The sequence below is a fragment of the Nostoc sp. C057 genome (genome assembly GCF_013393925.1).
Lineage (GTDB): Bacteria > Cyanobacteriota > Cyanobacteriia > Cyanobacteriales > Nostocaceae > Nostoc > Nostoc muscorum_A.
The window spans coordinates 5,395,186-5,407,691 of record NZ_CP040281.1; the positions used below are offsets into that span (position 1 = coordinate 5,395,186).

Below are 12,506 nucleotides of genomic sequence, written 5' to 3' on the forward strand. Positions count from 1 at the left end.
CTCATTTCTGTATCTTAAGAACTGTATAGAGATAAAGATAATATTCGCTTAAGCTGATAAATTTGACAAGCTTAATGGTAGTATAACGGTGAATCTTGTCCACCCTTGAGTACTGGTAAATTCTATTGTGCCTTGGAGATATTCTACAAGCTTCTTAACTAATGCCAAGCCCAATCCTGTCCCGCCATTTTTCCAGAAATCGTTGTCAGGAATCCGGTAAAATGGATCAAAGATTCGAGATTGATCTTTTTTAGGGATTATTACGCCAGAATTGCTAATTTTAATTTCAAAGAAGGGGACTTGAGAATCGATTTCTATCCCAGATTGAGCATCTTGATTAATTAAATCTTTTGTAAGGTAGATGATCTGAGCAGTTAATTGAATCTCTTCATCGGGAGGGGAATATTTGCAAGCGTTGTTGAGTAACTCTGAGACAATTTTGGACAGAAGAGCTAAGTCGGTAACTATCGGTGGTAAGTTTTGAGGGATGCTAACCTGGAAAATCTGTTGTTGAGATCGAGCGCGTTCTCGAAAATACAAGGCTAAATGCGGAAGCCAGTCTTGAAGTTGAAATGAACTTATTTCTAATGGATAGACATCTGTATCAATCATTTGCATAGACAGCAGATTGTTCACTAAATCTAGCCCTTCTTCACACTGTTGACGCAGAATAGTTAGGTAGCCAGCTACAGATTCAAATGGAGAAAGTAATTCCGAATTGAAAATGCCTTCTCGCTGAAGAATATTTTCTAGAACGGAGATTGTCATTTTGATATTCTTTAATGGCATTCTCATTTCATGAGAGGTGGTTGCTAAAAAATCCTCTTTAAACTGGTTTAGCCGTTGCAATTGTGATAATTGCTCTCGTTGATAGCAATTGAGTGCTGTTTGAATGGCAACATAAAGTTGTTGTTCTTTGATAGGTTTGAGAATGTAACCAAAAGCAAATGTCAATTTAGCGCGATCCACCGTGCTTTTGTCAGAATGTCCAGTGATGTAGACAATAGGGATTTGAAAACGATTCCAGATTAGTTCCGCCGCATGAATACCGTCCATCTCACCCTGCAACTGGATATCCATCAAAACCAAGTTTGGGAGTAATTCAGCAGCTTTCTCAATTGCTGTTTCTGCGGAATCAGCAATATCTGAAACAGTGTATCCTAGCAATTCTAAAGTTTCTTGTAAATTCATAGCTAGGATATACTCATCCTCAACAACCAGAATCCGAACTGTCTCTGTTGTCTGAGTGTTTGATAAAATACTGTTCACGTTCATAAGCTGCTTTTTCTAAAATAAATTTTGAAGTATATAAAAATAATAAAATGCTATGAGCTAGCTTTCGCACTCCGAGCGAAAACGCCAAATATTAGAGTTTGGTTAAAAGTTTATTTGAAACATCTGGGCATTTTATTTTTCGACATACTTGAACTTCGTTCAATACTGATAAACAATATTGAGGAAGCAATATAGTTGCTTACTTTCTTACTAAGCTTCGCATACGAAATATAAGTTTTAATTATTTTAGTATCAAACTTTGGAGGTAATTTAGCAGTATTATCTCAATCAATATAACCTAACGTCATTATAGTTTTAGCAGAAAAAATGCTATCTTGATCCGCTCTTGAATGATATGGACACCCCAGACAACCAACAACTTGAACCATAGATAATTAAACTTATAACAATATAAAGATTTTATGTAAGGCTACGCTTTGTTTATGTAGGGGTAATTTATGAATTGCCTCTATAGCCTGTAGTTTTGCATCAGTCTTATAGGCGTATCTTCAAACAGAAATTGATATTAATACAACTTGAAGGAGCAAAGGATAAATCACATGAAAAAATGGATTTGGCTAATGCTGTCGCTGCTAGTGGCTGTTGCTGTGTTGGGTAGCAGAGGTAACACGCTTTTTGAACAGCGTCCCTCACCAGGAATTGTTGAAAGCATTCCTGTGGAAACGCCGCAACCACAACTAGAGTTAAAAAAAGTTGATGATACCCTACAAGTGTCTATTGATAAGCTATTAAACCATATCCAAAAGTTAAACTTTCAGCGTTACACGACAAAAGAGCGATCGCTCACTCGCACTTATATCACAACTGAACTGAAAAAATTCGGCTGGAAGCCCAAATTAGAAAAGTTCTCTGAGGGTGTAAATATTTTTGCTGAACGTATAGGAACTAACAAAGGCGCTAAAGCAATTCTCGTCGCAGCGCATTACGATACTGTTGCTTTATCCCCCGGTGCTGATGATAACGCTAGTGGTGTAGCTGTAGTGCTAGAAGTTGCGCGGTTGCTTGGTTCTCGCCCCACACCACGGACATTACAACTAGCTTTTTTTGACCAAGAGGAAACAGGACTTTTGGGTAGTCAGGCTTTTGTGAGCCAGACACCACGCTTGCAAAACTTAGACGGAGCGATCATTATGGATATGGTTGGTTATGCTTGTTACACTGTTGGGTGTCAGAAATACCCGGCGGGTTTGCCCGTTACCCCACCTAGTGACAAGGGCGACTTTTTGGCAGTGGTTGGTGATACAGAACATTTGCCTTTGCTGAATGCCTTTACAAGCTCACAGTTTCTCCCCTCAAGCGCCTTAAATAAACAGGAATCAAATCTGCCACCAGTCCTAATACTACCAATTCCTTTTAAAGGTTTACTGACACCGGACACTTTACGTAGCGATCATGCACCATTTTGGTATCAGGGTGTCGGTGCTGTGCTAGTGACAGATACAGCCAATTTACGGACTCCACACTACCATCAACCTAGCGATGTTCCAGCGACTATCGAGCGATCGTTTTTTACAGGAGCAGCGCAGATTGTGGTCAATGCTACTAGTAACTTGTTAAATAAGAATGAGGTTTTGCAAACTCAACCACCAAGCTGAGTGAATAATTCCTAATTAAATAGGACTTACGCAACAGTACAGGCATTAGGGGCAATAAGCTACTTTGCGTCTAAAATCGTGGTTTTGACTATTGTTTGCGTAAGTTCGATTAAAGCACAAATCACTAATTAGGTGTAGAGGTAGTAGTATTTGGTTCAGGTAAAGTTAACGTCCAGTTCTGTTTATCATTGATTTGGAAGTACAAACCTTGGAAAATGAGCCGCAAAGCCGTTCGAGTTCTAACAAACTTCTGCACCAAATAAGTTCCTGGTTCAGCAAAGATACCATTAAAGTTTTTTTTATAACCAAATTGTTTTGAACAGTAACTACCGGCTCCTTGGACTGTTACTACAAAAAATGGAGCTTGTTTGTATTCATTAGGAATCATAAAGATTCCATATACATGGTGACGACCACGCCACGGCTGAACAATAACCTTAGTAGCATTTACTTGAAATTTTTTAGTTTTTGATACTAAAAGATCCCCGAAATTACAATCAGAATCATTCACAGGCCACCACAGTGTAATAATACTCAGGGAGAGTAGCAAAATTAAAATATAGCGGAGTCTGCGACGCATAAAGCCAAGAAAGATTGTTGATGCGGCTAGTAGAATTTAATGAGTAATGATAGTGCAGCTACAGCAGTAAGACTATCGACCTGCAACACCTCTGCAACACCTTCTAAAAGGCGGAGACAAAACATTAAGCGGTCGTTTAAAATTTGCTGTCAAAAAAATTGCAGTCACTCAATTTTGAGCCTTAGTTTCTAGATGACCACATACATAAATCTAGTTGCTCTGGATAAATGATTTTTGATTGTTGCTAACAAAATTTTGACATTGCTGAAACCGAGAGGAATGCTGAAATTTTTGTAACTAAGAGGGTTTTGTATTTAATAATTCAAAATCCAAAATCTAAAATTTGATGAGGATATCAGCCGACAAAAAGTGCAAATTGGAGATGCGTAGTTTACCGCCGCAGGCATCGCTTCGCCTGTTCTATAGTTTAGTTACAGTATTAAACCTAGCGGAGAAACAATCAGACTTTTGTGGCTGTTAACACTGATTCATGCTCAAATTTTTAGCTGTGATGAATTCTACAATTCGTTACTTTTGATGAGCTTTGATTGCTTTGAGCAGATTGGGGCAATTTCTATCGAGTTCAGGAAAAAATCTGCTTTGATTTCTGGGCGATTAAAGGGGTAGTCAAATACACAAATATTCGTTATATTCCCCTAAGTAACAGTTGGTATAAATATTTATGGGAAGAAGTTGGAGAAGTCTTAAGACAGTTGCAGGTTTCTTTAGTGCAATTGTACTTACACAGTTTGGGGTAAATACTTCGGCTATTGCGGCTGACACTGTTGTTGTGCGTTTGGGTGTATTTACAGAATCGATATCCCTTAATGAGTTGCAAAACGCTGCCAAAACAGGGGAATTGCCTAGGAGCTTGCAGTCTTACACTAAAGGATTATCTGAACAAGAACGCCGCTTTCTATTAGGGGCACTAGGTATGAATATACCGATGAACGTTGTTACGATTAATAAGTTGCTTAATACTCAAATTGGCACAACTATTCTCAATGACTTCGCTACAGCTTTAGCTCGAAAGGACAATGCTGGGGTACAAGCACTGAGAGGAGGATTGGTATTAGGCTCTACTGCGCCACAGGGTCTGTCTATATTGAGTTTTATCGCTGCTTATCCGAGTAAACGCTTAGAAATTGATTTACCAAAAGCTTTGATAGTTGCAGGGAGTTTGAATACAGCTTTTTGGCGCACGCAACAATTTATGCTAGCCATTGCTCCCCGACTCGACTCGACAACACCGCAGATTGCTTTCCCTTTTGATCCCAGCCAACCTGGAACGGCTCAAGTAAAAATACTCAACTTAAGCCTGAATGACCAAAAGCGCCAACGCAAAATTCCAGTTGATATTTACTGGTCAAATGATGCAACTGCCAATAAACCCTTAATTGTCTTCTCTCACGGCTTAGGATCAGTCCGCACGGACTTGCGTTACCTGGCAGAACATTTAGCATCACACGGTTATGTAGTAGCTGCTTTAGAACATCCTGGTAGTAATGAGGATAATATTAATTCTGCATTACAGGGCAAAACCAGACCTGTGAAGCCTCAAGAGTTTTTAAATCGCCCTCAAGATGTTAGTTTTGTTCTCGACGAATTAGAAAAGCTAAACCAAACAGCTAATCATCCCCTACAAGGGAAACTTGCGACCATGAACGCGATGGTTGTTGGTTATTCTTTTGGTGGTGGTACAGCTTTAGCACTTGCGGGAGGCGAGTTACAACTAGAACGGCTCAAACAACGCTGCAAAAAGAACTTGGCTATCTTAAGTCTAGGAGAAGCTATGCAGTGCATCGCCCAAGAACTGCCAGAAAATACCTATCAATTACGGGATACGAGAATAAAACAAGCGATCGCTCTCAATCCTACAACTTCTCTGATTTATGGCGAAACTGGGTTAACTAAGGTGCAAATTCCGACTCTAGTGTTAGCAGGTTCCGCAGATAAAACCACCCCAGCTTTAACTGAACAGATTGTGGGATTTGACAAAATTCCATCCCCCAAATGGCTAGTTGGTATAGTTGGAGGTACTCATCTGAGTGTAAAAGACCCCAGTAAAACTATGGATCAGATCGGACAACCAAATACACCCATTAGTGGCGGTGAAGTTGTAGGCGAACAAGCAGCAGATATTCGCAAGTACCTTAAAGCTATAACTTTAGCATTTGCTGCACAGATGACACCAGAAGCTAAAAACTACGCTGTGTTTCTGACACCAGATTATGCTCAGTTTGCTTCGACTAAAGCATTTCCATTTCGCCTAATTACGCAGATTCCTTCTGATGCTATGGCAGTGGTGAAAGAATTTGCTGATAAATAAGGAACTGGCAATTAAACCAATATTTAATTCTGTAAGGGAGCTAGTTACTACAACCTTGACTCCCAAAGTTGTAGTAACTGGCCTTGTCTTACTCTTTAATCTCTCGCAGTTAATTATACAAATTCTCTGTAGATTTGTACTGAAGAATTCTTCAATGCTCTCTTTCTTTGTGTCCTTCTCTGGGAGATGCAGCGCGTTGGCACAAGCCTCTCATAGAAATGTTCATTTAAATTAAGCCCATCTTTATGAAGAATAGCAGGACTTCCGCATTGACAGGAAAGACCAAATATAGATCAATACGCTTCAGCTATTGTCAAAAAGCATAAACTGTGTTAAAGCGATTCATGTAGATACAAAGCAGCTGCTCTATGAGTTCTCCAATCGAGTACCTAAAGGATATTGCCCTTACAGCATAAGTGTATTTACCATCAGAAAATGATTAATAAAAATCTGAAATGACATATTTCAGTTGATACAGAATATGATTATTGTGTACAGTACGTAAGTAATGAATAAGTATAATAAGCAATAATTATGATGCCTTCTCTTAGCGAAGACACCCAGGAGGAACTTCAAAAACAAGTATTTAGACAAAAACTCTGTTTGTATAAAAAATATCAACTTGATGCTAGGCTGTTAAGTAAAAACTAAACCTTTACAGTAAAAATAACTATTTGGATATAAACTTTATAATATCTTTGTTGAAAATCATGGAAGCTTAAGAGTGTAAAAAAGTAAGATCATCTACTGGATAATATATGATGTATGTCTTTTAGCTCCAATACTAAAAAAGCAATTAAGCACAACTTGCTTTTTGTGAAAATATCTTTGTGTATTGATTGGTGTAAATTTTTTTGATTCACAAAAATGCTTTAGCATTTTTATTGGCTACAAACTATAGATAAACCAAAAATAAAAAAGTCAAGGCTTGTTTTGTTTATTTAGAGAATAGTTAGTTTTAGGCACATAATTTGGATTCAGATTTCAACAATTCTTCTATTTCACCTAAGCTGATGCAACTATATACAATTCTTGAAATCGAACAACTCCAGGAATACGAAGACCGTCCTTACTTACTTGAAACTATAGAGTGGGTGAAAAGTTTTTTAGCAAGACCTCATCCTAACTTAGGAAGACCCGGCGCAGTTTGCCCTTTTGTACCTTACTCTCTCAAGTCAAACAGTATTCGTCTAGCAGTTATTCGTACCAAATATTTGTATCCAGAACAACTAGAAGAGATTGTTGGACGCTATAAAGATATCTTTTTGAAAATGAAAGTTAAAGAGCAGGAGTTAGAAATAAACAAAGCTTTTTTACTTATTTTTCCTGATGTTCATATAGAGGACGCTTGTAAATTAATAGATAGTGTCCAACAAAAACTTAAACCTTTGTTTGTTGAGTCAGGACTGATGATAGGAGAATTTCATAAACGTAATGAAACTCCCGGTATGCACAATCCAGATTTTCGTCCACTTCGTAGCCCTATACCCTTATTGGCTATACGGTTTATGGTTGAAGCTGACCTCCCCTTTCTTCTGAGTCCGGCTGATCCACGTTTACGTATTAGGTATTTGGAAGCTTATCTAAAGTGTTTTGATAGCAAATTTACGGATGAGACAAAGTTTAGAAATGCTCATCAAGCATTGGCTTTAGCCAAAGAGCAACTTAAACAAGAAAATTTGGTGTATTAGATAAAACAGGAGTCAGAATACAGAATTCAGAATTCAGAATACTCTACCCATAAAGGAATAGAGTTTTAGCTCGTTGAATATTTTAACCCACATTCCGCAGGTTAGTTAAGAAAGAAGATAATATTTTCGACAAGGAGCGCCCAAAAACTGGAGAATCCATTGCCTTTCATGGGTTAAGTTGACGATTTGCTTGATTTGGGCGACGGTAACTAAATGAATTGACATAAAACATTGAAACACCCAACGCAAGGTGGGAGTAGAAGTTGGTTTACCCAACTGATTATCAATAGTTTTTTTTGCCCGTTCTAAGGCTTGACGTAAAGCTCTTTGACCCAGACTATAAACAAGCAAGCACAAACCCATAATCATTGCTAATGCAGCAACTCGCTCAGTCGAGTTGAGGAAGACACTGGAAGTAAAAAATAAAGGGTCTTTGAGAAATCGGAAACCACGCTCAGTAGACTGCTGTGCTTTATATTCACGTAAAACATCGTCATCGCTGAGTTCTTCAATATTGAGGACATTGGTAGCTAAAATAAATCTTCCAGCGCGTTTGGTTTCGATGTCGATAGCTATTTCCCTGGGTTCTAGCGTTGCATCAACTTGGTAGTAAAAAGTGGGGGAAGAATCAATACTAGGTCTACCACGTCCAGTATGTTTTTTTAACTCCTTAACCTGAATATTAGCCAGTTGATGTAAGGGTAATTTAGAACTGAGCCGTTGTGCAGCAATCAGAGCATCTTTTGAGCAAGCAAATTCTTGGTTTAATAACTGCCTAAGTTCAGATTGGGCAAGTGATAACTTTTTAATCAAACGTTTTTCCAACTGCTTGAGGTCAGATTCTTTTCTCGCTTGACTTTCAACAACTAACCAGGACTGTCGTACACCACCATATTCACTACAATTTGGTGCAATTCGATATCCAGGCATTGCGCTGTTATTAAATGCAACTTCTGGTATGTTTTCTAACAGCATTTTTGCAGCAGTTAGAGTAGCTGGGACTCTCGATACCCAACGCAATTGTTTCATTTGTCGCAAATTTTCTTCGGTGTAAAGTGCGGCATCTGCAACAAATAAAGCATCTATTTGCCATTGGCGTTTGAAGTCCGCGATTATGGTCGCAAACATCGCCGAGTCCGATTCATTACCGTTTCCGACTCTTAAGTACAAGGGAATATCTCCATCCCCACTGCACATCAAGTCTATGATAAATTGTTTCAGGTCTGGGCGGTGGTCTCTCGAATAGCCATAGGTAATTTCGATTCCTCCTGGTTCGGCCTTGTCTTGTGTTGCCTTGTTGATGTAATCACCATCAACGTGGAATGAACTTGAATCGAGGTGCAAACTGTCCATTTTTACCCCGAATTTACGTGCTGCACAAAGCGCAACTGTCACAAATACTTCAGTTAGTCCGACCTCATATAATTTGTCCAATACTCGACCCAAACGGTCATCGTTTAGGTGTTCTGGACGTATTCCTTCTCCTAACAGATGCTCTGTAGCTTTCCCAACAAAAAACTTTTCAAACAAATATAATGGCGCACTCACGAACCCTAATCCATTTAAAATCATTGCTTTGACAACTTGACCTGCACTAATGATTTCTTGAGAGTGAGTTCCCAACAGTCGGTTAATTTGTTCTACTAGATTCATCTCATCACAGATGCCTGCGACTATGCCGCAGTGGTCAATATCCTGTACCCTGATATCTAATGGTGATGCTGTCATGCTTCTAAAATGCAGCAAGCATTTAGGTCATTCTCAAAAATACCGCATTTATGAGCGCACCTGCGGAATCTGGGTTTTAATTTTTTCGCCCACCAGGGACGTTAGCGTAGCGGGACGTAAGTCCGGTTTTAACCAATATTCAGACGCTCTCTACGAGACGCTAAAAGCGAACGCAGACTCGCTTTGCGCGTCGCTATGAACCACTCGTACAAAATTCATACTGTTAGCGGTAGCGGGGCGTTTAGGGATTTGCAAGAAAATAAGATACCAATTAAACGGGGAAAATTGTGATATCCCATTTAGGTAGAGTTTCGGAAGGTTGCCAGAAGGTTTGGTAGTGTTCTAACTCTTGTGAGAGAACCTTGATTCCTTTTTCATAGGTTGCTTCAACACGGTGAACAATGGGTGCAATCCCTTTCCAAGTCATATTGGAAGCCCACTTGATGGCAACTTCAATCGAATCCAGAATTGCGCCATTCCAATAGTTCTCTAGGGCTGCCCAACACCTCTCTATGGGATTGTACTTGCTATGGTACGGAGGATAGTAAATCAGTCGGATTCTTAAATTAATTGCTTGAGACAGTTCAACCATACGTTTGATAAACTGTGTGCGGTTACTGCGAGTTGCTGCACCACCATCAAGGTCAATTACCCATTCATCATAATCTTGGTAATCGTGTTGATTCTCATACCACCAAGCAGTTAAACAATCGACAATAAAATCACTGGTTTCAGCCGACTGACCTAAGTAAATCGTAAGCTTTTCACTGTGTGTGTTGAGAATGCCAAAAGGAACTAAGACTGCCTCCCACTGTGTATCGTGGTCATCCGCAGCTTTTGCTTCCAGTGTCCGAGCTTTACCACCTCTGGAAAGATTGCCAATCTTCACCTTGGCTTTAGTATCGATAGAGACTCGCAACGATTTGGGATTCTCATCCGATGCCTGATTTTCCTGAAACACATTGTCGAAAATGGCATCTGTTTGCGGAATCTTTTTCAAGGGCTTTGTTTTTTGTGTTTTTTTAGGCGATACCCCAAGCTATTAAGAATCTTCCCCAGAGTTTGACGAGACGGCAATTGACTGTGGTCATAACCTATTTCACTGATTAATGCTTCTCGTACCGCTCTGGCACTGATACGAGCATATAGAAAGGTCGATTGAAATTTTGGAGCTTGGGCTTGAGCATCTACCAAAGAACAAATATCTGCTTCTAAATTGGGCAGAATCTCAACACTATTATGTCGTCCCCTTGCATGATAGTTATCCACACAGACTATCCCTGTCCGCCGTTCATGCAAGCCAAGTTGTACACAGGAGCGATTCCATCCTAAAACTGTTTCTGCAATGCGTGCTGAACTATCGAAGTAATCTTCAGTAACTTTTGCCATGAAGTCTCTTTTACAGCTGCCAGTTAGTTTCTTGGCTGCATCTTTGAAGGTAGATTTTATGGTGTCGGTAAGCATGAACCCTGTGATTCCAATTCTAGAAATTCAGAGCAAACGCGGGCAGATCCGCGCCTCCTATTCTTCTAGAATGACTGGTATTTTATTTTCTTGCAAGCCCCTTAGCCCATTCTGACTCCTGATTTCTGAATTCTTCTTATAAATCAATACCATTGCCAAAATAAGAGTATGAAGAGGTAGGGCATTTCGTAGTAGATTTATTGTCTCTCACAACGATAAATCAAACACTACAAGCAGCCCATGCCTGATATCTTATCACTGCTACAATGCCTGCTACCGCAGATCAACGCGACAACAATGCGGCAATTTAACCAAATAATCCTGGCTATGTTAACGATGAGCGGGCGAGTCACGATGTTGGGAATCTCGCGTTGGGCAGGCACTGGTGGTAGTTATCGGACGATATTAAGATTCTTTCAGACAGTAATACCTTGGGCGACGTTGTTTTGGCTATTTTTCCGTAAGCATTTATTCCGTGCAAATGAGGTGTATTTGCTTGCAGGAGATGAAGTTGTAGTGAGTAAATCAGGTAAAAAAACTTATGGTTTGGATAGATTCTTTTCCAGCCTAGTAAGTAAACCGATATTAGGACTGTCTTTCTTTACATTATCATTAGTAAGTGTTGAACAAAGGCACTCATTTCCCATTCAAATAGAACAGGTGATTAAGAGCGATGTAGAAAAAAGTAGTTCAACATTAGCCTCAGAAATAAAGCCTAAAGAAAAACGTAAGCGTGGACGACCAAAAGGAAGTAAGAATAAGAATAAAGCCGAGGTGATTTTAACATCTGAATTAGTGCGAATTCAAAAGATGATTAATTCGCTGTTCAAATTATTAGCTGGATTTGTGCCGCTTACTTACTTAGTGCTAGATGGGCATTTTGGTAACAATAATGCTTTGCAGATGGCACGTCTTGTTAACTTACACATAATTTCTAAGTTGCGCCACGATTCTGCATTGTATATCCCATATCAACATCCTGACTCCCATAAACGCTCTCGTCGTAAATACGGTGATAAGATTGACTACCATAACATACCTGATAAGTATTTGCGTAAAAGTAGCATAGAGGATGAAATTCAAACTGATGTTTATCAATGCACTCTCCTTCACAAGGAATTTGCCCAAGCACTAAATGTAGTTATTTTAGTTAAAATTAATCTTAAAACTCATGCTCGTAGTCATGTAATTCTATTTTCTAGTGACCTAAAGTTGTCCTACGAAAAAATAATAGATTACTACAAATTGCGCTTCCAAATCGAGTTTAATTTCCGTGATGCCAAGCAGTTTTGGGGACTGGAAGATTTCATGAACTTAAGCCAAACTGCTGTGACTAATGCTGTTAATTTAGCATTTTTCATGGTCAACTTGTCCCATCATCTTCTCTTGGATTTTCGTCTCCTTAATCCCGACTCTGGCATTATTGACCTGAAGACTCATTATCGTGGTTTTCGATATGTCCGTGAAATCTTAAAAATGCTTCCGGAAATGCCTGAGCCTATTTTATTAACCCAGATTTTTGCCAAGATTACTTCTTTGGGACGGATTCATAACGTTTCTACAGGCGTTGAACCCTCGTAAATTGGCAAAGGTATTGATAAATTAGAGCAGATTTCAAGTTTGTAAGGTACAAGAATACCCCACTTGCGTGATCGCTTATCCTCCCCAAGGCATCGAGGAGTATACTCATTTACTTGCAAAGTTCTGTATGCTTTGGAATACCTTTAACGTGTCGCGGAAGTCCCCACCTTCTCTGCGAGACGCTAACGCGAACAATGTACTCATAAGGTGGGGATAGGAAGCGGGGGATGAGGATTGCATCT

9 protein-coding genes are annotated in these 12,506 nt (G+C 39.4%); 4 read left to right on the top strand and 5 right to left on the bottom strand.

The window, feature by feature from the left end; genetic code table 11:
• Nucleotides 1–48: 48 nt before the first annotated feature.
• Entirely contained in the window at nt 49–1,275 is a 1,227-nt protein-coding gene (locus tag FD724_RS23090; protein ID WP_179074231.1) for a response regulator, read from the bottom strand.
• A gap of 560 nt (nt 1,276–1,835) precedes the next feature.
• On the opposite strand from FD724_RS23090, the gene FD724_RS23095 reads away from it, so the two are divergent.
• Nucleotides 1,836–2,891 carry a M28 family peptidase gene (locus FD724_RS23095; protein WP_179074232.1) on the top strand — a complete coding sequence of 352 codons (1,056 nt, stop codon included), beginning with the start codon at nt 1,836–1,838 and terminating at the stop codon, nt 2,889–2,891.
• Between the two features lie 124 nt (nt 2,892–3,015).
• Here FD724_RS23095 and FD724_RS23100 read toward each other — a convergent pair whose 3' ends face one another.
• Nucleotides 3,016–3,471 (bottom strand): hypothetical protein, encoded by a 456-nt coding sequence (locus FD724_RS23100; protein WP_179074233.1) that lies wholly within the window; start codon nt 3,469–3,471, stop codon nt 3,016–3,018.
• A 682-nt stretch (nt 3,472–4,153) separates the two neighbouring features.
• Here FD724_RS23100 and FD724_RS23105 point away from each other — a divergent pair.
• Both FD724_RS23105 and FD724_RS23110 read left to right on the top strand, forming a co-directional pair.
• Nucleotides 4,154–5,800 carry an alpha/beta hydrolase gene (locus FD724_RS23105; RefSeq protein ID WP_179074234.1) on the top strand — a complete coding sequence of 549 codons (1,647 nt, stop codon included), beginning with the start codon at nt 4,154–4,156 and terminating at the stop codon, nt 5,798–5,800.
• A 1,013-nt stretch (nt 5,801–6,813) separates the two neighbouring features.
• On the top strand, nt 6,814–7,491 hold the full coding sequence (locus FD724_RS23110; RefSeq protein ID WP_179074235.1) for a DUF6875 domain-containing protein: 678 nt from the start codon (nt 6,814–6,816) through the stop codon (nt 7,489–7,491).
• A 105-nt stretch (nt 7,492–7,596) separates the two neighbouring features.
• Here FD724_RS23110 and FD724_RS23115 read toward each other — a convergent pair whose 3' ends face one another.
• The 3 genes from FD724_RS23115 to FD724_RS23125 all read right to left on the bottom strand — a co-directional run bounded on the left by FD724_RS23115 (nt 7,597) and on the right by FD724_RS23125 (nt 10,683).
• Nucleotides 7,597–9,219, bottom strand: a complete 1,623-nt coding sequence (locus tag FD724_RS23115) for an IS1634 family transposase (RefSeq protein WP_179072411.1) — start codon at nt 9,217–9,219, stop codon at nt 7,597–7,599.
• 271 nt (nt 9,220–9,490) lie between these two features.
• Entirely contained in the window at nt 9,491–10,219 is a 729-nt protein-coding gene (locus FD724_RS23120; RefSeq protein ID WP_179071338.1) for a transposase, read from the bottom strand.
• Complete coding sequence (locus tag FD724_RS23125; protein WP_179071339.1) at nt 10,216–10,683, bottom strand: hypothetical protein; 468 nt, start codon at nt 10,681–10,683, stop codon at nt 10,216–10,218. The genes FD724_RS23120 and FD724_RS23125 overlap by 4 nt, the downstream gene beginning before the upstream one ends.
• 240 nt (nt 10,684–10,923) lie before the next feature.
• Between FD724_RS23125 and FD724_RS23130 the strand changes: the two genes are divergently transcribed.
• Entirely contained in the window at nt 10,924–12,264 is a 1,341-nt protein-coding gene (locus tag FD724_RS23130) for a transposase (protein ID WP_179071337.1), read from the top strand.
• Nucleotides 12,265–12,506 lie beyond the last annotated feature (242 nt).